This window comes from Pseudomonas sp. AC083 (assembly GCF_979253165.1).
Genome location: NZ_CEEDDH010000018.1, coordinates 61,720 through 87,784, shown reverse-complemented (window position 1 = coordinate 87,784; position 26,065 = coordinate 61,720). Strand labels below are relative to the sequence as shown.

General features: G+C 62.3%; 27 protein-coding genes. 3 read left to right on the top strand and 24 right to left on the bottom strand.

Features of this window, described 5'->3' with window-relative positions; translation table 11 throughout:
* Positions 1-42 precede the first annotated feature (42 nt).
* From AC0IXA_RS22395 to AC0IXA_RS22295, 21 genes are all read right to left on the bottom strand, one after another.
* Positions 43-486, bottom strand: a complete 444-nt coding sequence (locus AC0IXA_RS22395) for an excinuclease (protein WP_400556175.1) — start codon at positions 484-486, stop codon at positions 43-45.
* Positions 487-515: 29 nt separating this feature from the next.
* On the bottom strand, positions 516-1,742 hold the full coding sequence (locus AC0IXA_RS22390; RefSeq protein ID WP_073471608.1) for a beta-ketoacyl-ACP synthase: 1,227 nt from the start codon (positions 1,740-1,742) through the stop codon (positions 516-518).
* Complete coding sequence (gene fabG, locus AC0IXA_RS22385) at positions 1,742-2,470, bottom strand: 3-oxoacyl-ACP reductase FabG (protein WP_471814523.1); 729 nt, start codon at positions 2,468-2,470, stop codon at positions 1,742-1,744. The genes AC0IXA_RS22390 and fabG overlap by 1 nt, the downstream gene beginning before the upstream one ends.
* Entirely contained in the window at positions 2,463-2,927 is a 465-nt protein-coding gene (locus AC0IXA_RS22380; protein WP_471814522.1) for a hotdog family protein, read from the bottom strand. Before AC0IXA_RS22380 ends, fabG begins: the two co-directional genes overlap by 8 nt.
* Positions 2,924-4,120 (bottom strand): beta-ketoacyl-[acyl-carrier-protein] synthase family protein, encoded by a 1,197-nt coding sequence (locus AC0IXA_RS22375; protein WP_471814521.1) that lies wholly within the window; start codon positions 4,118-4,120, stop codon positions 2,924-2,926. Before AC0IXA_RS22375 ends, AC0IXA_RS22380 begins: the two co-directional genes overlap by 4 nt.
* Positions 4,117-4,590, bottom strand: a complete 474-nt coding sequence (locus AC0IXA_RS22370; protein WP_471814520.1) for a hypothetical protein — start codon at positions 4,588-4,590, stop codon at positions 4,117-4,119. Before AC0IXA_RS22370 ends, AC0IXA_RS22375 begins: the two co-directional genes overlap by 4 nt.
* A gap of 137 nt (positions 4,591-4,727) precedes the next feature.
* The gene (locus AC0IXA_RS22365) at positions 4,728-5,453 is read right to left on the bottom strand and encodes a class I SAM-dependent methyltransferase (RefSeq protein ID WP_130911767.1); all 726 of its coding nucleotides are present in this window, start codon (positions 5,451-5,453) and stop codon (positions 4,728-4,730) included.
* On the bottom strand, positions 5,450-6,697 hold the full coding sequence (locus AC0IXA_RS22360; RefSeq protein ID WP_024011286.1) for an NAD(P)/FAD-dependent oxidoreductase: 1,248 nt from the start codon (positions 6,695-6,697) through the stop codon (positions 5,450-5,452). The genes AC0IXA_RS22365 and AC0IXA_RS22360 overlap by 4 nt, the downstream gene beginning before the upstream one ends.
* On the bottom strand, positions 6,684-7,847 hold the full coding sequence (locus AC0IXA_RS22355; protein WP_471814519.1) for a cation:proton antiporter: 1,164 nt from the start codon (positions 7,845-7,847) through the stop codon (positions 6,684-6,686). The genes AC0IXA_RS22360 and AC0IXA_RS22355 overlap by 14 nt, the downstream gene beginning before the upstream one ends.
* A complete protein-coding gene (locus AC0IXA_RS22350; RefSeq protein ID WP_471814518.1) occupies positions 7,844-10,174 on the bottom strand; it encodes an MMPL family transporter in 2,331 nt (776 codons plus the stop codon). The genes AC0IXA_RS22355 and AC0IXA_RS22350 overlap by 4 nt, the downstream gene beginning before the upstream one ends.
* Positions 10,158-10,760, bottom strand: coding sequence for an outer membrane lipoprotein carrier protein LolA (locus tag AC0IXA_RS22345; protein WP_341638432.1), 603 nt, complete (start codon positions 10,758-10,760; stop codon positions 10,158-10,160). The genes AC0IXA_RS22350 and AC0IXA_RS22345 overlap by 17 nt, the downstream gene beginning before the upstream one ends.
* Positions 10,757-11,182: an acyl-CoA thioesterase gene (locus AC0IXA_RS22340; RefSeq protein WP_122747993.1), complete on the bottom strand. Its 426-nt coding sequence runs from the start codon at positions 11,180-11,182 to the stop codon at positions 10,757-10,759. Before AC0IXA_RS22340 ends, AC0IXA_RS22345 begins: the two co-directional genes overlap by 4 nt.
* Positions 11,175-12,719: an HAL/PAL/TAL family ammonia-lyase gene (locus tag AC0IXA_RS22335; protein ID WP_471814517.1), complete on the bottom strand. Its 1,545-nt coding sequence runs from the start codon at positions 12,717-12,719 to the stop codon at positions 11,175-11,177. Before AC0IXA_RS22335 ends, AC0IXA_RS22340 begins: the two co-directional genes overlap by 8 nt.
* Positions 12,700-13,647 carry an LpxL/LpxP family acyltransferase gene (locus AC0IXA_RS22330; protein ID WP_073471618.1) on the bottom strand — a complete coding sequence of 316 codons (948 nt, stop codon included), beginning with the start codon at positions 13,645-13,647 and terminating at the stop codon, positions 12,700-12,702. The genes AC0IXA_RS22335 and AC0IXA_RS22330 overlap by 20 nt, the downstream gene beginning before the upstream one ends.
* Positions 13,644-14,378: a glycosyltransferase family 2 protein gene (locus AC0IXA_RS22325; RefSeq protein ID WP_122508517.1), complete on the bottom strand. Its 735-nt coding sequence runs from the start codon at positions 14,376-14,378 to the stop codon at positions 13,644-13,646. The genes AC0IXA_RS22330 and AC0IXA_RS22325 overlap by 4 nt, the downstream gene beginning before the upstream one ends.
* On the bottom strand, positions 14,371-16,050 hold the full coding sequence (locus AC0IXA_RS22320) for an ApeI family dehydratase (protein WP_471814516.1): 1,680 nt from the start codon (positions 16,048-16,050) through the stop codon (positions 14,371-14,373). The genes AC0IXA_RS22325 and AC0IXA_RS22320 overlap by 8 nt, the downstream gene beginning before the upstream one ends.
* Complete coding sequence (locus tag AC0IXA_RS22315) at positions 16,047-16,592, bottom strand: COG4648 family protein (protein ID WP_280038692.1); 546 nt, start codon at positions 16,590-16,592, stop codon at positions 16,047-16,049. Before AC0IXA_RS22315 ends, AC0IXA_RS22320 begins: the two co-directional genes overlap by 4 nt.
* Entirely contained in the window at positions 16,589-16,843 is a 255-nt protein-coding gene (locus AC0IXA_RS22310; protein ID WP_016772026.1) for an acyl carrier protein, read from the bottom strand. The genes AC0IXA_RS22315 and AC0IXA_RS22310 overlap by 4 nt, the downstream gene beginning before the upstream one ends.
* 9 nt (positions 16,844-16,852) lie before the next feature.
* Entirely contained in the window at positions 16,853-17,128 is a 276-nt protein-coding gene (locus AC0IXA_RS22305; protein WP_471814515.1) for a phosphopantetheine-binding protein, read from the bottom strand.
* The gene (locus tag AC0IXA_RS22300; protein ID WP_471814514.1) at positions 17,106-17,918 is read right to left on the bottom strand and encodes a lysophospholipid acyltransferase family protein; all 813 of its coding nucleotides are present in this window, start codon (positions 17,916-17,918) and stop codon (positions 17,106-17,108) included. The genes AC0IXA_RS22305 and AC0IXA_RS22300 overlap by 23 nt, the downstream gene beginning before the upstream one ends.
* Positions 17,894-18,619: a beta-ketoacyl synthase chain length factor gene (locus AC0IXA_RS22295; protein ID WP_016772023.1), complete on the bottom strand. Its 726-nt coding sequence runs from the start codon at positions 18,617-18,619 to the stop codon at positions 17,894-17,896. The genes AC0IXA_RS22300 and AC0IXA_RS22295 overlap by 25 nt, the downstream gene beginning before the upstream one ends.
* 356 nt (positions 18,620-18,975) lie before the next feature.
* Here AC0IXA_RS22295 and AC0IXA_RS22290 point away from each other — a divergent pair, with 356 nt between their 5' ends.
* Complete coding sequence (locus AC0IXA_RS22290; protein ID WP_471814513.1) at positions 18,976-19,746, top strand: ParA family protein; 771 nt, start codon at positions 18,976-18,978, stop codon at positions 19,744-19,746.
* Positions 19,747-19,874: 128 nt separating this feature from the next.
* On the opposite strand, the gene trxC is transcribed toward AC0IXA_RS22290, so the two are convergent.
* Positions 19,875-20,309 (bottom strand): thioredoxin TrxC, encoded by a 435-nt coding sequence (trxC, locus tag AC0IXA_RS22285; protein WP_341638437.1) that lies wholly within the window; start codon positions 20,307-20,309, stop codon positions 19,875-19,877.
* A gap of 236 nt (positions 20,310-20,545) precedes the next feature.
* Here trxC and mazE point away from each other — a divergent pair, with 236 nt between their 5' ends.
* The gene (mazE, locus tag AC0IXA_RS22280) at positions 20,546-20,815 is read left to right on the top strand and encodes a type II toxin-antitoxin system antitoxin MazE (RefSeq protein ID WP_008077592.1); all 270 of its coding nucleotides are present in this window, start codon (positions 20,546-20,548) and stop codon (positions 20,813-20,815) included.
* Positions 20,815-21,177 carry a type II toxin-antitoxin system toxin MazF gene (gene mazF, locus AC0IXA_RS22275; protein WP_471814512.1) on the top strand — a complete coding sequence of 121 codons (363 nt, stop codon included), beginning with the start codon at positions 20,815-20,817 and terminating at the stop codon, positions 21,175-21,177. Before mazE ends, mazF begins: the two co-directional genes overlap by 1 nt.
* A gap of 5 nt (positions 21,178-21,182) precedes the next feature.
* Here mazF and selO read toward each other — a convergent pair whose 3' ends face one another.
* Together selO and mscK are read right to left on the bottom strand one after the other, a co-directional pair.
* Entirely contained in the window at positions 21,183-22,646 is a 1,464-nt protein-coding gene (gene selO / locus AC0IXA_RS22270) for a protein adenylyltransferase SelO (protein ID WP_471814511.1), read from the bottom strand.
* A gap of 47 nt (positions 22,647-22,693) precedes the next feature.
* Entirely contained in the window at positions 22,694-26,047 is a 3,354-nt protein-coding gene (gene mscK, locus AC0IXA_RS22265; RefSeq protein WP_076565278.1) for a mechanosensitive channel MscK, read from the bottom strand.
* Positions 26,048-26,065 lie beyond the last annotated feature (18 nt).

Sequence of the window (26,065 nt, the reverse complement as noted above, 5' to 3'; positions counted from 1 at the left end):
TGTGAAAGGGCGCCGAATGGCGCCCTTTGTCATTTCTGGCGTTTACTGAACCTTCGCCAGATCACCCTTCAGCGCAACGCCCGCCATGATCGCGCCGGCGTGGCATTCGTAGGTTTGCGCGTCCTTGCGCTCGTTGCGCTTGTAGAAGCTGACAATGTTGGTCACGGCGTTGGCGCCGGCGTTTTTCGCGGCCTGGTGCAGGCTGATGATTGCCGATTGGGCAACCCATTCGCAGGCGACTTCGTCGGACTTGTTGAAGGCGTTGGTTTTCTTGTTGGTCACGGCGTCGGGGCTGACCACGGTGACTTTGCCCGCCGGGGTGTTGCCGGCCAGATAGAATTTCACGCTGCCATCGATCTTGCCGGAGCGGGTGGCTTCGGCGACGGCTTTGTCGAACGGCAGGTAGACCGCCGTGTCGCGGGCCTGACTGACCGCTGGCAAGGTGCAGAGCAGCAGGGTGACAGCGGCGAGTTTGTTGAAGTGCATGAAGGTCTCCTTGACCTGGATTGATTCGGTTATGCCCAGCGGCGGAAGATCAACGAAGTGTTGACGCCACCGAAAGCGAAGTTGTTGTTCATCACATAATCGTGGTGCATCTGACGAAACTCGCCGCGCAGGTAATCGAGCTTGCCGCAGTGCGGGTCGACCTCGTCGAGGTTGAAGGTGTGCACGTAACGGTCGCTGTTGAGCATCTCGATGCTGAACCATGACTCCAGCGCACCGCAGGCACCGAGGGTGTGGCCGAGGAAACTCTTCTGCGAGCTGATCGGCATGTGTTCGCCAAACAGGCTGCTGGTGGCCAGCGTTTCGGCGATGTCGCCCTGTTCAGTCGCGGTGCCGTGGCCGTTTACATAGCCGATGGCGTCCGGGGTGAGGCCGGCATCTTCCAGGGCCAGCTCCATGGCGCGGCGCATCGTGAGCTGTTCCGGGCGGGTGGTGTGCTGGCCGTCGGCGTTGCTGCCGAAACCGACGATTTCCGCGTGAATGTGCGCGCCACGGGCGAGGGCGTGTTCCAGCTCCTCAAGCACCAGCATGCCGCCACCTTCACCAATCACCAGACCGTCGCGGCCCTTGTCGTACGGGCGAGGGCTGGTCTGGGGTGCATCGTTTTTCAGGCTGGTGGCGTAGAGCGCGTCGAACACCATGGCTTCGGTCGGGCAGAGTTCTTCGGCGCCGCCGGCGAGCATCAACGGCAGGCGGCCAAACTTGATTGCTTCGTAGGCGTAGCCGATGCCCTGGCTGCCGCTGGTGCAGGCGCTGGAGGTGGGGATCAGGCGCCCGGTGAGGCCGAAGAAAATGCTGATATTGGCGGCGGTGGTGTGCGGCATCATCCGCACATAGGAGTTGGCGTTCAGGCCCTCGGCCACCGAGTTGAGCAGCATGTTGCCGAACGCTTTGATTTCGTCAGTGCTACCGGTAGATGAACCACAAGCGACGCCCATGCGCCCGTCCTTGATCGATTCGTCACCGAGCAGGCCAGCGTCAGCCAAGGCTTTTTCCGCCGCGCCGACCGCCAGTCGCGAAACCCGGCCCATGCTGCGCAACTGCTTGCGGGTCCAGTGCGACGGTACGAGAAAATCATCGATAGGCCCGGCCAGACGCGTGTTCAGCTCAGTGAAGCGATCCCACTCGTCCATGCGGCGAATGCCGCTGCGATTGGCCGCGAAATTGCCGGCAATGGTCGGCCAGTCGCTGCCCAGCGAGGTGATGCCGGCCATGCCGGTGACGACGACGCGCTTCATCAGCACAGGCCTCCGTTGACCGCCAGCACCTGGCGGGTGATGTACGAGGCTTCCGCCGACATCAGGAAATTCACCGCAGCGGCCACTTCCTCAGGGGTGCCCATGCGTTGCGCGGGGATCATTTTCATCAGCTCCTCCACCGGCACGTTTTCGTCGAGCATGGCCGTGTCGATCAGGCCAGGGGCGACGCAGTTAACCGTAATTTTGCGCTTGCCCAGCTCGATCGCCAACGCCTTTGCCGCACCGATTACTCCGGCCTTCGAGGCGCTGTAATTGACCTGGCCACGGTTGCCGATCAGGCCCGACACCGAGGTGATGCAGACGATGCGCCCGGCGGCGCGACGACGGATCATCGGCATCATCACCGGGTGCAGAACGTTGTAGAAACCGTCGAGGTTGGTGCGCAGGACCACGTCCCAATCGTCATCGCTCAGCGCCGGAAACGCGCCGTCGCGGGTCAGCCCGGCGTTGAGCACCACGCCGTAATAGGCGCCATGGTTTTCAACGTCGGCTTCGAGAATGCTTTTGCAGGCTTCGCGGTCGGCGACGTCGAATTGCAGGATGCGTGCGCGGCGGCCCAGAGCTTCGATTTCTGCCTGCACCGCTTGGGCTTCAGTCATGCCGCTGCGGCAATGCAGGACGATGTCATGCCCGGCCTGCGCCAGACGCAAGGCAATGGCGCGGCCGATGCCCCGGCTGGAGCCGGTGACCAGTACGGATTCAGTCATCGTGCGACTCCTTTGTCTGTTGCAGATATTGATTGGCTTGCGGCGGACGGAACACGTTCAGCCGGGCGCTGGCATGAATGCCGTCACCGTGGATGTGACATTCGAATACGCCCATGCCGTTGTCGTCTTCCAGTGAGCGCAGGCCGTGGATGGTCAGCTCGCTGCCGGGCGCAAAGGCTTCGACGTTGCACTCGAATTTGCGCGTGCCGAGGAGAAAGCCCAGCTCCGGCGGATTGCCTTTTTGCCGGGCGTGGCAACCGGCGAAAGCGGCGACGCTCTGCGCCATCAGCTCGACGCCGACCCACGCCGGCAGGCTGCCGTCGGGCAGGTTGAACAGGCCGTCGGACTTGACCGTCAGGCGAGTGAAAATCTGCTCGTCATCGAAGCGCTCGATGGCGTCGATCAGGATCATGTCGCCGGCATGCGGCAGCAGTTCGGCGAGCGGCCAGTGGCTCATGGTGCGTCTCCGATAATCAGGCTGACGTTGTTGCCGCCGAAGGCAAACGAGTTGCTCATCAGGTAGCGCGGTGCAATGGACGTCAGGCGTTCGCTCGCGGTCACCCACTTGAGTGGCGGCAGCGCGGGATCGGCCTGGCCGTCCCAGATGTGTGGCGGCAACGCCTGTTCAGGGTTTTCGGCACTCAGACTGAGCCAGCAGAACGCCGCTTCCAGCGCGCCGGCCGCGCCGAGGGTATGGCCGGTCAGCGGCTTGGTTGACGAGCAGGCGACGCCTTGGGGAAACAGCGCCGCGACCGCCAGACTTTCCATCGCGTCGTTGTGCTGGGTCGCGGTGCCGTGCAGGTTCAGGTAGTTGATTTGCCCGGCTTGCAGATGCGCGCGGCCAAGGGCTTTCTGCATCGCTTGCAGAGCGCCGCGACCGCTCGGCTCCGGTGCGGAAATATGGTGCGCATCCGAGCTGGCGCCCGCACCCAGCAGGGCGATTCCCGGGCCCTTGCCGCGCTGTTTGCTCATCACGAACAGTACCGCTGCCTCGCCGATATTGATGCCGTTGCGGTTGGCGGAAAACGGATTGCAGCGTTCATCTGAAACGGCTTCCAGCGAAGAGAACCCGTTCAGCGTGAGCTTGCACAGACTGTCGACGCCGCCGCACAGCACCGCGTCGCACAGGCCCAGATCGAGCAGGCGCTGAGCGCTCATCAGCGCGCGGGCGCTGGAAGTGCAAGCGGTAGAAATCACGTAGGCGGGGCCGCTCAGTTGCAGCCATTCGGCGAGGAAATTCGCCGGGGCGCCGAGTTCCTGCTGGCGATAGTCGTACTCGGGAGGAAATTGCTGTTCGCGGATGTAATGCGCCAGACCCCGGCTGGCCTCGTCGATGCCCGAGGTGCTGGTGCCTAGCACCACGCCTATGCGCTCGCGGCCGAAGGTCTGGATCGCACGATCGATGTCGTCACGAATCTGCAGCGCGGCTTCCAGCAACAGCTGATTGTTGCGACTGCTGTGCTCGACCAGTTCGGCAGGGATCGGCGCCAATTCACCGTGTACGCCGGCCACTGGCAGTTCACGTTCGGCGACCCAGCCGGACTCGCGGCGCATGCCCGAGCAGTCGCCGGCAAACAGATTGCGCGCGACTTCAGACTTGTCGCGGCCCAAAGCGCAGATCACGCCGAGGGCATTCAGGTAAGCGGTCATGGCGTCGATTCACCTAACTGGGAAACGCGATATTGCGGGCCTTGGGGCAGATTCAATTGGAAGCTCAACGGTTGTGAATAGCGGATGTTCCAGCGCGCCGGCAGTGAACGCTGATCGGCCTGTTGCCGGGCGTCGGGATAATTGCCCAGCAGTTCGGCGGAAGGCGTCAAAGCGAACAGCAATGCGGCGAACAACTCCCGCGCTTCCGGGTTCGGCGGCAGCAGACCGTCGGCCTGCCAGTGCCCGTCGATCAGTTGCTGACGGGCCTGGGGAATGCCCAGCGGATCCATCATCGACCAGCGCGTGCCGGCGCCTTCGCGCTGGATCACCAGCAGCCAGTCCTGACGCTGCCCGGCCTGCTCGCGCTCGATGTGCAGTTGCAGCGGCAGAGGCAGTGTCGGGTTGGCCGCTGGCAGCGGTGGCTGGCTGGTGCAGGCACTGAGCAGCAGGGCTGACAAAACGATCACCATCCATGCAGCAAACCCTGTGGGAGCGAGCCTGCTCGCGAATGCAATCTGACATTCGCCACCTTTGCTGACTGATACACCGCTTTCGCGAGCAGGCTCGCTCCCACAGGGTTTCAGGTGTTCAGATCGATAGCCGTACATCAGACAGATTCCTGCAATGGCTTGCGCGCGACGACATTCACCAGCGTCTCTTCACGCTCACCGAATGGCTTGGGTTTGCTCAACCCCAGCCGCTCCAGCAATCCAAAATCCTTCGACCGACTCCACCACAGATACGGGTAGGACACATTGCGCTCGGCAAACTCGAAGCCCTGCTCGCGAATCATCTGCAGATAGCCGGCGGCGCTCTTCTGCACATGCATCGGATGGCGGAACAGCCAGCGAATCACCCAGGTATCAATGTAAGCCTCGGTGGATTCGGCGAACAGCAGATAGCCGCCCGGCTTGAGCACGCGATAGAACTCGGCCAAGGCCTTTTCCTGCTCGACCAGATGATGGAAGGTCTGGTGGCAGAACAGCAGATCGACGCTGGCATCGGCGACGTTGAGCGTGGCGCAATCGCTGCCGATCAACTCGACTGGCATGCCCAGGCGCGTGGCCTCTTCGGCGCTGAGTTGCAGGCTGTGCGGGTCGGCGTCGACGCCGATCAGGCGCTGCGGGGCGAAGGTCTGGCGCAGGTGGCCGAATGACTTGCCCTGACCGCAACCGGCGTCCAGCAGCACCGGGTGTTCCGGCAGCGCTTCACTGAACAAGCCACGCAGGTCGTTGATCGCCACACGTAGCACATGGTGCTGCCAGGTGTGGCTGCGCAGGAACCAGAGACCGAAGCGGGTTTCCTCGACGTAACTGTCGCTCAGGTAATTCATGAGGCGTCCTGCGCGCAGAGTTGGGAAATCATCTTCAGCCGGCGCCGCGCTTCGCTGACGAACGGGTTGCGCTCGTCCCAGGCGTAACCGGCGAGGATCGAACAGATCATCCGGCGAATTTCCGCCTGGCTGTCCTCGTAGAAAATCACGTCCTGGAAGGTGCCGGCGTACCAGCCTTCGACGTAGCAGCGGAACGTGTCGACGCCGCGTTTCAACGGCTCGGCAAATTCGCTTTGCCAGTCCACCGTTTCACCCTGCAACTGACGGTGCAGCACGCCAGCGGCCATGCTTGCCGAACGCATGGCGATGGTCACGCCGGAGGAGAACACCGGATCGAGAAATTCTGCGGCGTTGCCCAGCAGCGCGAAGCCCGGGCCATGCAAAGTTTTCACATTGGCCGCGTAGCCGCCGAGGGTGCGCGCCGGGGTGTCCCAGACCGCGTTGTTCAGAACCCCGGCGAGGCTTGGCGTCTCGGCGATAAAACTGCGCAGGCAGGCATCCAGGTCGCTGTCGCGGCCCTGAAAATGATCCTCAGCAGCCACCACGCCCACCGAGCAGCGGCCGTTGCTGAACGGGATGGTCCAGAACCACACATCGCGATGCTCGGGATGGGTGGTGACGAGGATCTTTTCACGGTCGAACGCCGGATTGTCGATGTGATCTTCGACATGGGTGAACACGGCCTGACGCACCGGGAAATTCGAAGGTGCTTCGAGGTCGAGCAAGCGCGACAGCACGCGGCCGTAGCCGCTCGCGTCCAGGACGAAATCGGCTTCGACGCGGTACTCGCTGCCATCTTCGCGGCGCACATCGAGTTGTGGTTTCGCCTGATCGAAATCGACGCTGACAATCGCATCGCCATAACGGATTTCCGCACCTTGCAATGCTGCTTGATCGGCCAGCAACTTGTCGAAATCGGCGCGCTGCACCTGGAACGTGGTCGGCTTGCCGGCGGTGAAGGTGTCGCCAAAATCGAAGGCGCTGTAGCGCTCGCCCCAGGCAAACGCCGCGCCGGTCTTGCGCTGGAACCCGGCGGCGTTGACGGCGTCGAGCATGCCGGCTTCTTCGACGAAATCCAGGCAGTGGCTGAGCAGGCTTTCGCCAATGGAGAAGCGCGGGAAGTGCTGGCGCTCGAGCACCAGCACATCGTGGCCCTTGCGCTTGAGCAGGGCAGCGGCGATAGCGCCGGACGGGCCGGCACCGATGATCACGACCTGACGGGATTCCATTTCAACGATTGGCACGTGAGCTCCGGGGCAAGGGACTGTTCAGATTCAGGGGCGCGCGATGCAGGCCGATCAGGGCCGGCAGCAGCGTCGCGATCAGGCCCATCAGCATCAGCGCGAAATACAGCGCCGGGGTGATGAGCTGTTGTTGCAATAGCAGATTGAGAAAGACGATTTCGCTCAGGCCGCGAATGTTCAGCAGCACGCTTTCGCGCCAGCGGCTGGCGCCAGCGAACGAGGCGCCGGCCCAACCGAGGCCGAGCCAGTTGCCCAGCAGTTTACTGGCAATCGGCAACAGCAGCAGCGCCGCCCACTGCCCGGCGTCGAGGCTGGCGAGGGCGCTGTGCACGTCGATCTGGACGATGCCGAACGTGAGGATCAGCGGGATCGCGATCCACGTCTGCAAGCGGCTCATCCAGCGTGCCGGCAACGGCAGCACCAACGGCACTTTCAGCAGCGCCATGCACAGCAGATAGCCGATGCCGAAAATCAGCGCGTTGAGTTTGTAATGCTCGGCCATCACCAGCAACGCGAAGAAGCCGAGGCTGTAGGTCAGCGGGCGACGCACGCGCAGCAGGTGCAAAAGCAGCGGCGCGCCGGCCATGGCCACGGGCAGCAGCAGGCTGCTCAGGTGCAGGCTGCCTTGGGCTAGGCCGAACAGCGCCCAGCAGGTCAGATCGATAAGGATCGCGGTTTGCACCAGCCGCCGCGTGGCAGTGGGCGGGTAATCGATGTGACGCAAATACAGGTACAACACCGGGATCGCCGTTATGGCGAAGACCAATCCGATGGCCAGTGCGTTGAGCCACGGCTGCGACGGCAGCAACCAATACGCAACCGCCAGCCCGCAAGCGAACGGCACGGCAAAACTCGGCACAGCTATTTTCACGCTCTGGCGATCCAGACGCAGATCGATGACATCGCTGAGGATGTGCCCGAGCAGCAAGGCGAAGCTCAGGCTGTAGAGATCTTTCAGCCAGTGCGGCGCGATCAGTTGCGCGCCGCTGAGCTGCCAGCCCGGTTCGATCCAGAAGTACATCAGCAACGGCAAGCCGAAGCTCGCCAGCAGCAACTGACTGACGATCGGAATCAGGCCGAAGTGACGGCCGACCCGGGTCGCCAGGGCAAACAGCGCCAAGGCCAGCAACCAGAAGCCGAAGACCATCATGCCGCTGGCTCCGCAACCGGTTCATGGCGTCCGGCCCACGGCGCGAGCATGAAGCTGAACGCCAGACCGAGGCTTACCGACAGGCCGAAATTACTCACCGCCGGCGTACTGGAGACCGCCAGCAGGCCGAACGATAGCCATGTGGTGACGGCGGCGAGCAAGGTGCCGAGCAGACTTACCGCCGCGCCGCCCACCTGTTCGCGCATGAGGATTGCGTAATCGACGCTGATCGCCGTCACCAGCAACAGGCCGAAAAGGCTGAACAAGGTCAGTGGCTGACCGAGCCAGCCAAGGCTGGCCAGACTGCACAGCGCCGCCAGCAGTGGCAGGGCGACGATGCGCAGTGCGCCAGTCAGGCCGAACGGCAGCATCAGCACCAGCACGATCAACACGCAGGAGGCCAGTTTCAGTTCGGCGGCGCTGATCTGCGTGGCGGCAAAGACCTTGTTCAGGTCACCGAGGCGATCGATCAGCACCACTCCCGGCAAATCGAGTGCCTGCACGCGCAGCAACGACGGATTGTTCAAGCCCTGCAAACTGGTCATCGCTGCGACGCCGTCTTCAGTCGGTCCAAGCCACAGTGTCCGATACGGCTCACCGAGCGGTCCGGCCAGCGCGGCGTCGATGTCTTCGGCGGGCAGGGTCTGCAACTGCTGCAATTCGTTTTGCAAAGCCGCCGCCGGCACGCCGAGATTGAGCAGCGGTTGCCAGAACGACGGCAGCTTGTTCAGTGATTCGCGCACTTGCTGTTGCTGACTCGGCGCGCTGACCAGTTGATCGAGGGCCAGATAGCCTTGCAGTTTGTCGAGGTTGACCAGTTGCTGCAGCCGTTCGCTCAGCGCTGCCTGGCGCTCAAGCAATTGCTCCTGATTGGCCGCGCGGATCAGGAAGAACTGGCTGGTCGGTTGATACCCGGTGATGCGCGCGATGGTCTGCGCTTCGTCGGTCAGATGCTGCGGCGCGCCGACCCATTGGCGGATGTCGTTTTTGCTCTGCAGTTGCATCAGGCCGCCGACGCAGAAGGCGATCAGCAGCGCCAGCAGCACGGGCGTGCGCATGCAACCGAGCAGCGCCTCACGCAGATGAATCAAACGTTCGGCCAGGCGCAGCGGCCATTGCGCCGGGCGCAGTTGGACATTTTTCAGCAGCGCCGGCAGCAGACAAACGGCAGAAAGATAGGCACCGAGCAAGCCGGCGGCGGAGAACACGGCGATCTGCGTCAATGCCGGGAACGGCGTCCACGCCAGCGCCAGATAGCCGATAACGCTGGTGATCAGGCTCAGGGTCAACCCCGGCAAGGTCAAGCGCAGGGCCGGCCAGCTGCGCCAGGGCTTGAGACTCCAGCTCTTGGACAGATAGTGCAGCGGGTAATCCACGGCAACGCCGATCAGACTCGAACCGAGCACCAGCGTCATCACATGCATGTGACCGAACAGTGCCACACAGGCCACCGCGCCGAACAGCATGCCGACCAGCACCGGAACAAACGCCAGCAGCACGCGCCAGCGGCGAAACGCCAACAGCAGCAACAGCAGAATGCCAACCGTCGCGCCACCGCCGACCCAGGTCATTTCGCGGGTGGCTTGTTGCTGGCCGTTGGCGGCGTAGAGCAGGCCACTGGCGGCGAGCAACTGCACGTCGCTTTTCGCCGCTTGTTCGCGGCTGTGCTGGAGCAGCTCTGCCACTTGCAACGGCAGGTTCATGTCGAAGGCATTGCCGGTGGTGCGCGCACGCAGCATCACCCAGCTCTTGCCGTCGGCCTCGGCGACCAGTGCGCCGCTGCCAATGTCCAGTTGCACTGCGCCATGTTTCGGCTGGCTGTTCTGGATGCGCCCGGTCAGGCCGAGCCAGTCGTCCTGGCTCGGCACCAGGGTGAAGCCGTTGAACGGATCGAACAGCGCCTGCACCCGCTGCTGGATGAACGCGTCGGGGTGCTCGCTGAGTAACTGCCGATCATCCGCCGAGAGCATCGCCAAACGCCCTTGCAGCAATTGCTTGCGCAGCGCCGGCAAGTCGGCTTGCAGGTTCCACTGCACGGTTTCGAACAGACCGCTGGCCTGCCATTGTTCGCCCAGTTGCTGGGCCATGGTCAGCGCTTGCTGGCGATCGGCGTGGCCGACCAGCACCAGCATTTCGCGATTGAGCGGTTCTTGCATGCGCTGTTCGGCGCGCACTTCCAGCGCGTCTGGACTGGTGCCGGGTACCAGCTCCATGAGATTGGCCGACAGCGGCGCACCGTCGCGCCACTGCCAGGCAGCCAGCGCGACGACGGCCAGCAGCAGGCTCAGAAACAGCCAGGGCAGCTTGCGTTCACTCGGCAAAGTCATGTTGCTCCGCTTCGCTCAGGGGTTGCTCGGCCGTGCTGTCCTGCATGCGCAGCAGGGTGCTGTCGCCCTGGGTTTCCAGCAGCTCGATGGTTTGCACAAGGGCGCCACCATCGATATTGATCTGCTTGAACACTTGCTTGAGCAGCATCGAACGCGGCGTCAGAGTCAGTTGCCACTGCTGCGCCGTGCCGCTCAGGGCCAGTTCGAAATCGCGCTGCAAACCGCTGCTGTCACCTTGCAGCACGGCGAGGAACAAACGGTTCTGCTCGGCGCCGGCGCTCTTGTTCGGCAGCAGTTGCCAGCCGTTGGTGTCACGGCGGGCGATGCCATTGGCGGTGATGCGGTAATCCTGTTGCAGCGGAGTTTTCAACAGCCACAGCAGGCCATGATTTTTAGCGAGGACGAAGCTGCCCTTGCTGATCAGCGGCTGCGGCAGGGCGCGCAGGTGTTTTTCCTGGATGAACTGGCCGTGGATAACATCCGGTTTCGCCAGTTGTTCACTCAGTTGTTGCAGTTCGAAGGCATTGGCCCATGACGACACGGCCAGCAGCGTCAACGCGCCGAGGCTTCTGTAAAACACATTCATCGCAGCATCCTTTCCACGGCATCGGTGAAGACTTTGGGTGAAGCCAGTTGCATCTCGCGGCTGCTGACTTCGACAGCGACCTGCACGGAGCTTGCGCGGGTCAGGCGTTCGCCGGTCTGCAGGTCGCTGATCAGATAGTTGATCTTCAGACGGTTTTCCCACTCGACCAGACTGGCGCGCACGTTCAGCCGTTGGCCGAACACCGCGCTGCGCACGTAGCGCAGTTGCAGGTCGATGATCGGCCAGGCGTAACCCGACTCGACCATGTGCGTGTAGTTATGGCCGATCTTGTCCAGCAGCGCACAGCGCGCCACTTCGAGGTATTTGACGTAATGGCCGTGCCAGACCACGTGCATGGTGTCGACGTCGAAAAACGGCACGAGAATTTCGCTATCGGCGTGAAGCACTCCGGCACTACGCATGCAGCCTCCAGTGTTGCGCGGCGATGCGTTGCAGGCACAGGCGCAGTTCGCCTTCCAGCGCGCGGTCTTCGATGACCGGCGGGAAGTCCTTGGCCAGCTCTTCGTGCATCGCTGCCAGTGCCGGCGGCAGCGGGCGCGCATCGGCGGCTTGAGCGCGCAGCCACACGCCCTGATTGGCGGCGAGCAGCGTGGCGGCGGCGACCTGTTCGGTCAGCTCCAGCACGCGAATCGCATCACGGGCGGCGATGGTGCCCATGCTCACCTTGTCCTGGTTGTGGCACTCGGTGGAGCGCGAGAACACGCTGGCCGGCATGGTGTTTTTCAGCGCTTCGGCGGTCCAGGCGCTGGTGCCGATCTGCACCGCTTTGAAGCCATGGTTGATCATCGCCCGATCAGCCGGGGCGCCGGAGAGGTTGCTCGGCAAGCCGTGGTTGTAGCGCTCGTCGACCAGCAACGCCAGTTGCCGATCGAGCAGATCGGCGACGTTGGCCACGAGGTTTTTCAGGCTGTCCATGGCGAACGCAATGTGCCCGCCGTAGAAGTGTCCGCCATGCAGAACGCGCTCGGCTTCGGCGTCGATGATCGGGTTGTCGTTGGCGCTGTTCAGCTCGGTCTCGATGAAGCCGCGCAGCCAGTTCAGGCTGTCGGCCAATACGCCGAGCACATGCGGCGCGCAACGCAGCGAATAACGATCCTGCAGGCGATGCAGTGGTGCGGTCGGCGCGTCGATCGCCAGATCCTTGCGCAGCCACGTGGCGACCTGCATCTGTCCCGGATGCGGCTTGGCGGCGAACAGGCGTTCGTCGAAGTGCTCCGGGTTGCCTTGCAGCGCGACGACGTTGAGCGCGGTGATGCGCGTGGCCAGTTGCAGCAAATAATCGGCGCGGGCGAAAGCGAGGCAGGCGAGGCCGGTCATCACCGCCGTGCCGTTCATCAGCGCCAGCGCCTCTTTCGGGCGCAGCACCAGCGGCGTCCAGCCGAGCTCGCGATGCACGTCGGCAGCCTGACGACGTTCGCCACGGAACAGCACTTCGCGCTCGCCGGACAGGGTTGCGGCGACATAGGACAGCGGCGTCAGATCGCCGCTGGCACCCACCGAACCCTCTTCGGGAATCAACGGCAGGATGTCGTATTCGAGAAACGCATGCAGACGCTCGAGCAGTTCGACGCGCACCCCGGAGACGCCGTGACACAACGACTGCAAACGCGCTGCCAGCACCGCGCGAGTGGCCTGCGCGTCGAGCAGTTTGCCCAGGCCGCAACCATGAAAGGTGTAGAGATGACGCGGCAAGGCTTCGACGTGATGCAGCGGCACCGCGACCACGCAGGAATCGCCGTAACCGGTGGTGACCCCGTAGATCACGCCTTCCTTGTCCAGCAGCGAATCGAGAAAACGCGCGCCCTTGGCGATGCGCTCGCGATAGTCGGCGTCAGCCTGCAACTGCACGGGCGCCTGACGGTTGGCCAGGGCCAGCACGTCTTCGATGCGCAAAGGGCGTTCGCCGAAGGTTACCGGCTCATGGGTTGGCGTCGTCATCGGTCTTCCAGAAAGGGTAAAAGTTGAACCATTGCTGCGGGGCTTCGAGGCAATAGTGACTCAGGCGCTGCGCGTAGCGAGTGGCCCACTGATGAATGACCTGCTCGCGCTCGCGGCGCGTCCACACCACCGCGTCGGCGAACGGTTCGAGAGTCAGGCGATAGTGGCCGTCCGGTTGCTTGAGGCACATCAGCAGGTTGACCGGGCACTTGAGCAGGCCGGCCAGCAACCACGGGCCTTGCGGAAACGGCGCCGGATGGCCGAGAAAATCCACCGTCACGCTGCGCCCGCCATGCAGTGGCACGCGGTCGCCGGCAATCGCCAGCCACTCGCCGCGTTCCAGCCGTTCGTGCAGTTGCAGCATGATCACCGGGTCGAGTTCGCTGACCTGGATCAGGCGCAGATTGGTCGCCCCGGCCTCGCCAAGCAAGCGGTTGAATTGTTCGGCGTGCTTGGTGTGCACCAACACATTCATGGTGACCTTTTCGCCGATCTCCGCCAGCGCCCGGCACACTTCGAGATTGCCCAGATGCGCGCCGACCAGCAGTTGCCCGCGACTGCCGCGCAACTGCTTGCGCAGCAGCGCCGGATCGATGATTTCGATCTGCTCGATGCTCAGCTTGCCGTTCCACACGTCGAGCTTGTCGAGCAGCGAATCGGCAAAGGTCATGAATTGGCCGAACACCCGCCAGTGGCTCGGACGCAGGTCGTCGCGCCGGCTCCACGCGGCCAGCCGCTGCTGGTACTGCCAGGCACTGCGCCGGGCGATGCGGCCGAACAGGAAGAAATACAGGACGATGCCATAAAGCAACGGACTGAGCAGGCGGCGGCCGAGGACTTTGGCGGCGAACGCGGTGAATTTCATCAGCAGGAAACTGCCGCGCTCTTCGCGGTCGGCCCAGTGCTTCTTGTCGACTTCTTCGCTCATGGTTTCCACCGCCGCCAGAGGATCAGCGGCCAACGCAGCAACATGCCGAAGAACAGCCGCGTGTGCATGCTGGAAATCAGCGCGTTGTCGTGGAACAGGCGGAAGTGCGACACGCCGTCCAACGGGTAATGCACGCTGGTCTGCAGCCAGCGCATCGGCTGATTGCGCCAGGCCAGACGCACAAGAATGTCCGAATCGAAATCCATGCGCTTGCCGACCTTGGCCGAATCGATCACCGCCAGAGTCGGCGCCAGCGGATAGACACGGAAGCCGCACATCGAATCGCGAATTTGCAACGACAGGGTGTTGATCCAGACCATCACGTGGGTCAGGTAGCGCGCGTACAAACGCCCTTTCGGCACGCTCTCGTCGAACAGCGGATAGCCACAGATCATCGCCTCGGGATGGCCGCGGGATTCGCCGACGAAGCGCGCGACGTCGTGCAAATCGTGCTGGCCGTCGGCATCGACCTGCAAAGCATGGCTGTAGCCCAGACGCGAGGCCTCACGCAGACCGGTCATCACCGCGCCGCCCTTGCCCTGATTGGCCGTCAGGCGCACCAGGAAAACCCTGTCGCGCTCGGCCAGGGCGTCGAGCACCCGCGCGCAGGACGGCTCGCTGGCATCGTCCACCAGAATGCACGGCAGACCTTGTGCGAGCAGGGCATCGACCACGGTCGTGATCGCGGTTTCGTGGTTGTACACCGGGATTACGGCGCAGGGGTTATGCATGGGCAGGCCCCAGGAGAATGCGTCCGCTGGAACACGTCGCCGTGTCGTTGCGATAAGCGAAATACAACTTGCCGCGCTCGGCATCGAAACGCAGATGCAACTGGATTTCATCACCCGGGCGCACCAGTTGCTGGAATTTCAGCACTTCCATTCCGGCAAACGCGCCGTCCAGCCTCAGCAACTGCCGACCCAGATTCAGCGCCCACTCCACCTGCACTACGCCGGGCAACACCGGTGCCTTGGGAAAGTGTCCGCTGAAGTAGGCCAGATCCGGCGGCACGCTGAGTTGCAGGCTCCACTCGCCGTCGCTTGCACTTTGCTCCAGCACTTCGGGGGCTTTCGGCCGTGCGGCCAGCAGCAGCGCTTCGACGTCGGCTTGCGCCAGTTTGCCCTGGCTGTTCAACGGTATTTGCCGCAGCAGGCGCCAGCGCCGGGGCAGGGCGAGGGCTTCGCAATGTTGGCTCAGATGTTTGCGCAGGGTCTCGGTCAGGCCACGGCGGCCGTGCTCGCGCAGGGCGAACAGGCCCGATTCGCTGAGCACCAGCAGCGCACCGAGCGAGGCGCGGTTTTCCTGCACGACACCGAGGCGCGCCTCGGCGACCCAGTCATGGGCTGCCAAGGCTTGCTCGAGCATCGGCAACGAGATGCGTTTTTCTTCCAGTTTGACGATGCGGTCCAGACGCCCCAGCAGCTCGAAGCGACCATCGGCGGCAATGCGCGCGGCGTCGGCGCTGTGTTCGACATGGCCGGCAGGCAGGTAAGGCGAGGCGATCAGCAGGGCGCCGTCGCTGTCCTGACTCAGTTCGACGCCAGTGAACGGCTGCCACAACGATTCGCCCTGACGCCAGGCGATGCCGCCGGTTTCCGAGCTGCCGAGGATTTCCGTCGGCCATTGTTGCAAGCGCTGGTGCAGGCTTTGCGCCGCTTCCGGCGGCAACGCGCCCCCGGAGGAAAACACCCGGCGCACCGCGCTCAAGGCTTGCCAGTCGAGGTTGTCGCCCATGCGCTTGAGCAGCGCCGGGCTGGCGACCCAGGCGAAGGCCGGGTATTCGCGGCTGGCGCGCTGCAAGTCTTCGGAGAACGCCAGTTGCCGGCGCACCAACGGGCGCCCGGCGCACAAGGGCCACAACACGCGAAACAGCAGGCCATAGATGTGTTGCGTGGCGACACTGCCGATGATGCAGGCTTCACCGAGGTCTGCGCCCCACAGCTGTTCCAGCGCTTCGACTTCATTGGCCAACTGGCGCAGGGTCTTGTCGATGCGCTTGGGGTCGCCGCTGGAGCCGGAAGTGCACAGGCTCAGGTGGCATTGATCGAGATCCAGTTCTGCACCGGGCAGGCCGGGCTGAGTGAAGTCGTGCAACTGGGCGTCGTCCGGTTGATCGGTCAGCCATAGATCGACTTCCTGCGACCAGCGCTGACGCGTCTGCGCTTGCAGATCCGCCGGCAGCAACACGCTGACGCCGGCACGCCACGCGCCGAGCAGAGCGATGGCAAGGTTGGCGGCATCTTCCAGATGCACGGCCAGCCTTTTCACGCCTCGTCTTTGCAGACCCGCGGCGACCCTCAAGGCCTGCGCTCGCAGTTGCGTGTGATCGAGTGCCGGCGCCTGGCAGATCGCCCGTGCCGGCAGTGCCTTGAGCAACAGCTGCTCAAGTTTTATCCAATTCATGTACGGCCTCTTACCCGTTGTCGTATCAGCCATTCAATGGCAAACATCAGGCCGATCAATCCATAGGAGATCAGGCCGGTGTACAACATCCACCAATCCAGCGGCGCCCACAGGGTGAGGAGGGCGGCGCACAAACCGTTGCAGAAGAAAAACACGCTCCAGGCCAGCGTCACCTTGCGCGTATAGCGAATGGCAACCTGCGGCAGTTCCGGCTCGCGCAAGCGCGCCAGACGCTCGACCATTGGCGGGCCGTATTTCAGGCTGGCGCCGAACAGCACCAGCATGAACGCGCTGATCAGCACCGGGTACCAGCGCAGCAACTGCGGGCTGTCGAACACCGCCAGCAGCAGGCAGAACACCATCGCCACGCACGCCATCCACAGGCTGCCGGGCTTGCGTTCGCCGGTCAGGGCGCGCGCCAGCCACAGGCTGCCCAGCAGCAGTGCAAATTGCCACGGGGCGAAATGCTCCATGCCGAAATACACCGCAAAGGGGTACATCAGACCGGCCAGCAGCAGGCCCAGGCCGATCAGTCGGCTCATGCGGCCGGTTGAACCAGACGGAACACCGCCTCGACCACGTCACCGACGGTGCGCACTGATTTGAACTCTTCGGCGGCGATTTTCTTGCCGGTCTGGCGTTTGATGTGATCGATCAGGTCAACCGCATCGATGCTGTCGATTTCCAGATCCTGATACAGATTGGCGTCCATGCTTACGCGGGCCGGATCCAGCTCGAACAGCTCGACCAGGGCATCGCGCAGGGTGTTGAAGATATCGTCACGAGTTTGCATGGTCCGGTCTCAAGCTGCCTGTTTTGCCGTGACGAATGCCGCAAGGCTGGCCACGTTGGTGAAATGGTTGCGAGTGTCTTTGGCATCGGCGTCGATCTTGATGCCGTATTTTTTCTGGATCGCCAGGCCCAGTTCGAGCGCGTCCACGGAGTCCAGGCCGAGGCCTTCGCCGAACAATGTCTGCTCGTCGCCGATGTCCTCGGGGCTGATGTCTTCGAGGCCCAAGGCGTCGATGATCAGCAGTTTGATGTCACGCACCAGGCTAGCGGTGTTCAGATCGCTCATCTGCGGCGAGCTCCTTAATGAAATAGTCATGCAAATAATCGTTGAGCTTGCGCGAGGCCTGCGGTGCGGGGCCTTGCGCGGCGAAGGTCTGTGGGTCTATATCGGCCCCCACGCGAAAACTGAAGTGCACGCGGCGATGGGGGATGCGATACCACGGCTCGGCTTTGGTCAGGGTGGTCGGGCTGACCTTGATGATCACCGGGGTAACGATTTTCGCACCGCGCAGGGCAATTGCCGCCGCGCCCCGATGAAAGGCCGGCGCCTGTCCCGGTTGGGTGCGCGTGCCTTCGGGGAAGATGATCAGAGTCTGGCTGTCCTGCAACGACTGCGCGGCGGCGTCGAGCATGTCCATGCTGCCGTCGTTGCTGATGTACTCGGTGCGGCGCAGCGGGCCACGAGTGAACGGGTTTTCCCAAAGGGTTTTCTTCACTACGCAATTGGCGTGGCGCACCAGACCGATGAGAAACACCACATCGATCAGCGACGGGTGGTTGGCGATGATCATCTGCCCCGGCCGGCCGAGGCGCTCGGCACCTTCGATGTCGTAAGTGAGCACGCCGGTGCGGGCCATGAAACGCACGAAAAACCAGAACAACCGACTGACCGTACGCCGCGCGCGCAGGCGATGTACCAGCGCGTCACCGGGCAGGCAGCCGAGCAGCGGAAATACCAGCAGGCGCAGACACAGCCCGCCGAGCCCGAACAAGGCGAAGCTCGCAGCAGTGGCCAGCAGGCGCCAGTAGTAGGCGTCGCGGTGTTTGGCCGTCACGGGTTGCGATGCCAGGTCCATACACGATTTTTCCACGCATGTTGGCAGTCAGGTTGCTGGCCGAGCAGGGTTCGCAGCAGGTTGAGCGCGTGCGGCCAGTGCGCCTTGGACCGGGTTTCGGTGCTGCTGTTCAGGGTCAGCCGCCAGTCGGTACCGGGCGTGAGCAATAAACCCAGCGCGTAAGGGAATGGCACGTCATCGACCCACTGCGAGTACGCCTCGGGCGGTTGCTCTTCGGTGATCACCAGCAGCACGGCCGGGGCGCCTTCATCAAGCAGTGCCGCCGCTTCGAGCATGCCGTGTTCAAGGCCATCGCCAGCCGCCGCGAGGGCGGTCATTTCGCTGGTTTCACCGCGCATGATCGACCACAAACCGATGATCGCGTTATGCACTGAAAGGCTGAATTGGGTCGGCGACAAGGGCTGTTCGGTGGCCAGATCGCGGAGGATTTCAAACGTGCGTGGGGTTTCGCCGTGCCGCGAGACGAACACCAGTGGCAGATGGTCCCGGCCTTCGGCCAGCGGCCAGCCAACGCTGAAGGCCATCCGCGCCAGGCGGCTGAGGCGACGGCGTTGCATGGCCGGCAGAAACGACACATCGGGCGCGGCATCACTGCTCTGCAGCACGACCGGTTGTCGGCTCCAGGCCTGCCAGGCGTCCACGCTGTCGAGCCCCGGGGCCCACGCGCGCCATTGGGCGATGTTGAAGTTGATCACGGACATTCATCCCGCCCCTGCGGGCTTTCGTTGACGCGTTGAGTCGCCAGCGCCGCAGCAGGCTTGGCTTGGCGCAGGGCGCCGGGTGGCGCGCATTATCCCGGTGCGACGGGTGTGTAGCAAATGTTGGTTACATTTTGCCCAACAAAATGTACCGAGCGGTTCGCTGCATGGCTATCACTTGGCCATTATCCAGATTTGACGCGGCGTGTCTGTCAGGTGTCTCTGGGATGGCTGGCGGTTTTTTCCATGCCTGGGCGTCGATTTTTACACCGGACGACGTAGTCCATGTCCGTGAAGGTAGCGAAGCGCGGTCACCGCCAACTACACTCGGTCATTCTTTGATACACGGAGGTTTGGTCATGCGGCGCGTGGTGTTCAATCAGAAAGGTGGCGTGGGCAAATCCAGCATCGCCTGCAATCTGGCGGCGGTCAGCGCCAGCGAGGGTTATCGCACGTTGTTGGTCGACCTCGATGCCCAGGCCAATTCCACTCAGTATTTGACCGGTCTCACCGGCGACGATATCCCGATGGGTATCGCTGACTTCTTCAAACAGACGCTGTCCTCCGGGCCGTTCTCGAAAAAGAATCAGGCGGACATCTATGAAACGCCGTTCGACAACCTGCACATCATTACCGCCACCGCCGAGTTGGCCGACCTGCAGCCCAAGCTCGAGGCGAAACACAAGATCAACAAGCTGCGCAAGTTGCTGGACGAATTGTCCGAGGACTACGACCGGATTTATCTGGATACCCCGCCAGCACTGAATTTCTACGCGGTATCGGCGCTGATTGCCGCGGATCGCGTGTTGATCCCCTTTGACTGCGACAGCTTTTCACGTCAGGCCCTGTACGGCCTGATCGCCGAGATCGAAGAGTTGAAGGATGACCACAACGAAGGGTTGGAAGTCGAAGGCATTGTGGTCAATCAGTTTCAGGCGCGGGCCAGCCTGCCACAGCAGATGCTCGATGAGTTGATTGCCGAAGGCTTGCCGGTATTGCCGGTGTACCTGAGCAGTTCGGTGCGTATGCGCGAGTCGCACCAGGCCAGCATGCCGCTGATCCACCTCGATCCACGGCACAAGCTGACCCAGCAATTCGTCGAATTGCATAACCTGATCGAAGGTCACTGATCCGTCGAAGAATTCACAATCCCTGTGGGAGCTGGCTTGCCAGCGATGAGGGCAGCAGATTCTGCATCTTTCGTGACTGATCGATCGCAATCGCTGGCAAGCCAGCTCCCACAGGTTTCTGTGTTGGGTCAGATGCCTTGACTACGCAGCCACGCCATCAACTGCGGCAATGGCAACGCACCGCTCTGCCGCGCCACTTCCCTGCCGTTTTTAAACAGAATCAGGCTCGGAATCGAGCGAATCCCCAACTGCGCCGACAACTGCTGATTCGCTTCGCTGTCGAGCTTGGCCAGCCGACACTTGCCCGCGAGCTGCGCCGCAGCCTGTTCGAACACCGGCGCGAACGACTTGCACGGCCCGCACCAGTCCGCCCAGACATCCACCAGTAACGGCAGATCGCCCTTGGTCTGACTGGCGTAATCGCCCTGCTTGAGTTCGAAGGGTTTGCTCAACAACACCGCAGACTTGCAGCGCCCGCATTTGGGCTGGTCAGCCAGGCGCTCGGCGGGGATGCGGTTGAGGCCGTTGCAGGTGGGGCAGGGGATGAGGAGTGGGGTGGTCATTATTGGTTCTCTGATAGGCAGTCTATAGAACTGATTTGGAGTCGATCTGCCAACTTATCAATGTCGCAACTGCTCACATTTTTCTCAAAACCGTTCCGGGATCAATGGCTGGTCTGAAGACCAATTCGGCGTTTTACGCTTGTCGTGAGGAGATCGCTTTGTCTTTATCTGCGTGCTACTTTTGTTGCACTAATCCAGGAGTCGATGATTCCTATGCATCAAATCGGAGCGACATAATGTCCGTAACTTCCAAGATACGCCGCCAAGGCGGCGCTGCCGTCATTACGATTCCGCCCACGCTTCTAAAGTTGTTGCATCTGGAGGTTGGCGCACAGCTAGAGCTGAATGTGGTCGATGGCGAACTGATTGCTCGTCCAGCCGTAGCCGCTACGCGTAAGCGTTATAGTTTGTCAGAGCTACTCGAAGGCGCAGAAGAATTGCAGAAACTTAACGCCCAGACTAGCGAGACTCTTGAAGGTGATTCTGTCGGCCGGGAGCTAGGTTGATGGTGCGCCGACAGCCCCCTCAGCGGGGTGACGTTTACTGGATTGATCCAAACCCAGTGGCGGGGCGGGAGATGATGAACAGACATCGCTTTGTGGTGATTACGCCCAGAGAGATCAACGCATTGGGCGTGAGCATGACGGTGCCTGTTACTAGCGGTGGGAATTTCAGCCGGAATATGGGTTTGGCGGTCGCTATTACTGGCCACGAAACCAATGGTGTAGCGGTGTGTAATCAGGTTCGCAGTTTTGACATAGAACAACAGGTACGAGACGGCACGGCCAAATTCATCGAGCGACTGGATGACGTGACAATGTCTGACATCGTCGACCGTGTAATCAGTGCAATCGACCCGCTAAGCTGAAGCGCCTACGAAGAACAACTGATCTCCAAATGCTTGCCCCACTCCGGTGGCCGCTCGGCGTAACCTTCCATCCCCGGCTGCTCCTCAAACGGTTTGTTCAGCACCGCATGCAGTCGGCGTACCTCGGCATAATCCCCTTGTTCCGCCGCATCAATAGCCTTTTGCGCCAGATAATTGCGCAGGATGTACAGCGGATTCACCGCGTGCATCCGCGCTCGGCGCTGCTCTTGATCGGCGTAGCCATCGCGGGCAACCCGGGCGATGTAGCGCTCGCCCCAAGCATCAAAACCTTTGATGTCGACGAAATCATCACGCAAGCGGGCGACTGCCTGCTCAGGTGAGTCTTCGCCAAGTCGGCGGAAGAACAGCGTGTAGTCGACGCCGCTGTTCTGCATCAGTTGCAACAGGTCTTCCAGCAGCTTCTGGTCATCGTCTTCGGCAGTGGTGAAGCCGAAGCGGCGGCGCATCAGGTCGAGGTAATGCGCCTGGAACAGCGGAAGGTACAGGCCAAGGGTTTCGCGCAGGGCTTCGACGCTGATGAACGGCGTCAGTGCCTGGGCGAGGGCGCTGAGGTTCCACTGGCCCACCGGCACCTGATTGCTGAACGAGTAGCGGCCCTGATCATCGGAGTGATTGCAGATGAAATGCGCGTCGAAGTCATCGAGGAAGGCGAACGGGCCGAAGTCGAAGGTGATGCCGAGGATCGACATGTTGTCGGTGTTCATCACTCCATGGCAGAAGCCATAAGCCTGCCACTTGGCGATCAGCTCGGCGTTGCGCTCGACGATCTCGCGGAACATCGCCAGATACGGTTCCGGTTGTTCCAGGCATTCGGGAAAGTGCATCGCCAGCACATGCTCACCAAGCTGTTTCTGCTGCTCGGGGCGCTTGGTGTAGTAGAAATATTCGAAGTGGCCGAATCGGACATGGCTCGGCGCCAGACGCAGCACCATCGCCGCGCGTTCCTGCTTTTCCCGCCAGACCGGCGTGTCGGAGCCAATCACACAGGCGGCCCGCGAAGACGGGATGTTCAGCGCAAACAGCGCCTCGGAAGCGAGAAACTCGCGAATCGATGAGCGCAGCACCGCGCGACCATCGCCCATGCGCGAAAAGGGCGTTTGCCCGGCGCCCTTGAGGTGCAGGTCCCAGTGCTCACCAGCGTTGTTGTAGACCTCGCCCAGCAACAAACCGCGACCGTCACCCAGTTGCGGGGTGTAGCCGCCGAACTGATGCCCGGAATAGACCATCGCCCGTGGTTCGGCGTCGGCCCAGAGCTTGTGGCCACCGAACAGTTGCGCGAATTCTTCGGTTTCAGCGCTGGCCGGATCAAGATCCAACAGAGCCAGGGCGGCCGGACTGGCGACCACCAGGCGCGGATTGTCGATCGGCTCGGGCAGCACGTGCGCGGAGAACGCGTCGCCCAGGCGGGCGAAGCGATTGTCGAAAGTCAGTTCGTCGAGGGCTTTCACGGGCGGCTCCAGCAGAATGTCCGAGCATTCTGCTGGGACCATGTCGGTTAGTCGAGTTTGCTCGGTGGCGGTTCCGGCAACGGTTTCTGCCCGTCGACGATCGGCACGATGGTTTTGTTCTCGGGTTCCACAGGCACCATCTTGTATTCCTGACCGTGGAGGTTCTTCAGATAAACCTCCATCTGCCGGAACGAGATGTTGATGTGCTGCTTCTTGAACTCGCGATTGATGAAGCGGTTAACCTCATCCAGCACCGGGTTGCGGTCGCCGAGATCGCGTACATGCATGCGCAGTTCGTGGTCGAGGGTGCTTTCGCCGAAGTTGAGGAAGTACACGTGTGGCTCCGGTTCTTTGAGCACACGCGGGTTCTCCCGGGCTGCTTTGAGCAGCAGTTCCTTGACCAGGTCCAGATCCGAGCCGTAATCGACGCCCAGTTTCAACGTGACGCGGGTGATGGTGTCGGTCAGCGACCAGTTGATCAATTGCCCGGTAATGAACGTTTTGTTCGGGACAATGATGTCCTTGCGGTCGAAGTCGGTGATGGTGGTGGCGCGGATGCGGATCTTGCTCACCGTGCCCGAGAGGTTGCCGATGGTGATGGTGTCGCCGATTCGCACCGGGCGTTCGAAGAGGATCATGATGCCGGAGATGAAGTTGGCGAAGATCTCCTGCATACCGAAACCGAGGCCCACCGACAGCGCCGCCACCAGCCACTGCAACTTGTCCCAGCTGACGCCGAGGGTCGACAGGGTGGTGACGAAACCGACTCCGGCAATCACGTAGGACAGCAGCGTGGTTGTCGCATAAGCGCTGCCCTGGGCCAGGTTGAGCTTGGACAGCACGAACACTTCGAGCAGGCCGGGCAAATTGCGCGCCAGCGCGAAGGTGATACCGATGATGATCAGCGCGCCGAGCATGTCGCCGATGCTGATCGGCACCATGCTCATGTTGGCGCCAGTGCCGCTGGTGTATTCGTAGAGGGTGATGTTGTCCAGATACGAGAACACCGAAATCAGGTCCGACCAGACCCAGTACAGCGCCGCGATGAAACCGCCGAGCAGGGCCAGACGGATCAGGCGCAGGGACTGTTCGTTGACCTTTTCGATGTCCAGGGTCGGCTCTTCGATCACCGCTTCGCCGTCGCCGGCCTCTTTTGCCGCCTGCCGTTTGGCCAGCGCGCGCTGGTAAGCCAGACGCCGCGCGGCAACGCTCAGACCACGCACGAAGGTGGCCTCGATCACCAGCCAGAACATCAGCAGGTACAGGGTATTGATCAAGCGGTCGCTGAGTTTCAGCGCGGTGTAGTAGTAGCCGAAGCACACCGCGACAAACAGGGCGATCGGCAGCAGGGTGAACATCACTCCGACGGCTTTGCGGAACAGCGAAGCGTTCTGGTGCGTCGGGCTGCTGATCAGCAGGCGACTGAGCAGCCACGCCATCAAGGCGTAGCAGGTCAGCACCACCGGCATGCCGAGCACGTCATCGGCCAGCGCCGCCGGTTGCAACTCGGCGACGGCTACCACGGCCACCAGCGCCATGACCACAAGGCCCAATCGACGCACCCAGCCCTGAAGGAACTCGACCTGCGGCTTCTCCCAGCGGAAGTGCAATTCCGCCACGCCACCCGGCGCAAGAATCCGGTACGCGGTGTAGAACACCAGCCAGGCCTGGCCCATCTGCAGCAGCGCCGCGCCCATGTTGGCGTTCTGCCCGCGCGCGTCGATCTGCAGGGCCAGGCCGCACAGCGCCAGACCCAGCGCCACTGGCATTGCCAACAGGATGTTGATCAGAATCGCCTGCGGCGTGTGCCACTGGCTGTCGCGCTTGAAGTGGCCGATGTCCTGGTGAACCTTGTTGAGTCGTCCGTACAGCGCCTTGCGGCGCCACAACAGGGCGCCAATCAGCAGCGCCAGAGGCAAGAACAGCAATGGCCGCTGGGTCAGGCCGTCAGCCAGTTCGCTCAGGCTCGACGCCCATGGCAAGGTATTGACCTGCCGCTCCAGGCGCTCGGGCACACCGCGCATCCATTCCACGTCCAGCGGCTTGTTGCTGGGAATCCAGAACATCTGTTCGTCGAGGGTCGCGCGCAGGCTTTGCGCGGTGCTCAGCAGTTGTTTCTGGTTGAGCTGCAGGGTGATCGATTCGTTGAGCATCGCGCTCAACTCGCGGTTCAGCCGCTCGAGCAGATCAGCGCGGGTGTTGGCCAGATCGAGCAGGCTCTTGCGCAGTTGCGGGGTGACCTGCTCCGGCGGCTGGGTGGCCAGCAAATTGTCGACGTAGGTCGCCGGATTGCTCAGCAGCTCCCGCTGCTGGCTGACATCGAACTGATACAGGCGAATATCGGCAATCTGGTCGGCGAGGTCGCGGTCGACCTTCAAGTGCGGCAGCGCCTGCTTCTGTTTGTAGAGGATTTTCGACAGCAGCAGGCTGCCCTTGAGCACGTTGATTTGCTCGTCCAGCGCCGAATCGCTCTGGGTCAGGGTGTCGAGTTGCTGTTTGGTCTGCAGGTTCTGCTGCGTGACTTCGTTGAGACGGTCGGTGCTCTTGAGCAAATAGTCGGAAAGCTTGAGATTGGTCGCGCTCTCGCTCGCCAGCAGGCTGCTGCCGCCGGCCTTCTGCGCTTCGATCGATTGCTGGGTAACGGTTTCCTGCGACTGCGCCAGACGCTTCTGGTTGATCAGGGTTTGCAGTTCCTGGATCTCGCGGTCGAGGCGGTCGGATTTCTCCGAAAGCAAGTCGTGCTGGGCATTGCCGAGATCCTGCAACTGGGTGTTGCCGGCCAGTTCCTGGCGGCGCAGTGGAATCAGTGCATTGAGTGCGGCGAGTTCGGCGTTCAACTGGTCGCGCTGTTCGGCGGTGACCGTTTTGCCCGTGTCCTTGCCGGATTTGAGGATGGTGTTGATCTGCTGGATGCGCGTCTGGCTGGCAGAGATCTCCGCCTGAGCGCGCTCGGGGCGAGTCTGTGCGGTGATGATCAGGCTGTTGGCTTCGGCCAGGGCTTTTTGCAGATCGCTCTGCTGGGTCGAGCGATCGGTAAGGATCTGCTCCAGTTGCTGAATCGACTCCTTCGGAAAGCGCTGCGCGACCGGCACTGGCGCGGTGGCCTTGAGGCGGCTCAGTTCGCGGGTGTTTTCAATCGTCTGCTTCGGCGCGTTGGCCAACTGACGCTTGAGATCGATCAGTTTCTGCTCGTAATCACGCTGGTTGTTCAGCTGATTGAGGGTGTTCTGCAGGACGGTCTGCAGGGTCTTCTTGTCGGCGTCCGGCAGCTTGCTGTCGGCCAGCTTATCGAGGCTGGCCTGCACGGCATCGCTGGACGGTGGTTCGGCAGCATGCAGCGGGCCGACGACAAGACTGAGGCCCAGCAGGGCCGCGGCGAAAAAGGAGCGCAGGGTAGGCATAGAGACCGGTCAAGCAAG